The following is a 379-nucleotide window of genomic DNA, read 5'->3' on the forward strand; positions in this document are numbered from 1 at the left end:
CAGGGTCCGGCAGGGGGTCAAACTTCGTCTGCCGCCACGGGGTCAGTTTTCACGTGCCGTCGACAGGCCCGCAGAGATACGGGAGGTTCCCGAGCTCACGACCAGAATGGGCTTTGCAGACACCCCTTTTTTGCATAAGGCCGGCTGCTGGCCACTGCCTTCGAAGGCAGCATTGCAGTCGAGGTTCCTCTCACGGACATGCACCCCCTGATCCGGACCGGTGCGGGCGACCGGACAGATGGTTGGTCTGACCCTGGGCCGATGAGCGGGGACCGCCGGCTGAGCTGAGCGCTGAGGGGTGGTGTTGTCGGCACGGTGCCGGTGGCACCTGGTTCGGCCATCATGTCGCCGCCGGTTCCCCACTGGCACCGGGCTGTCT

The sequence above is a fragment of the Kocuria himachalensis genome, assembly GCF_054784195.1.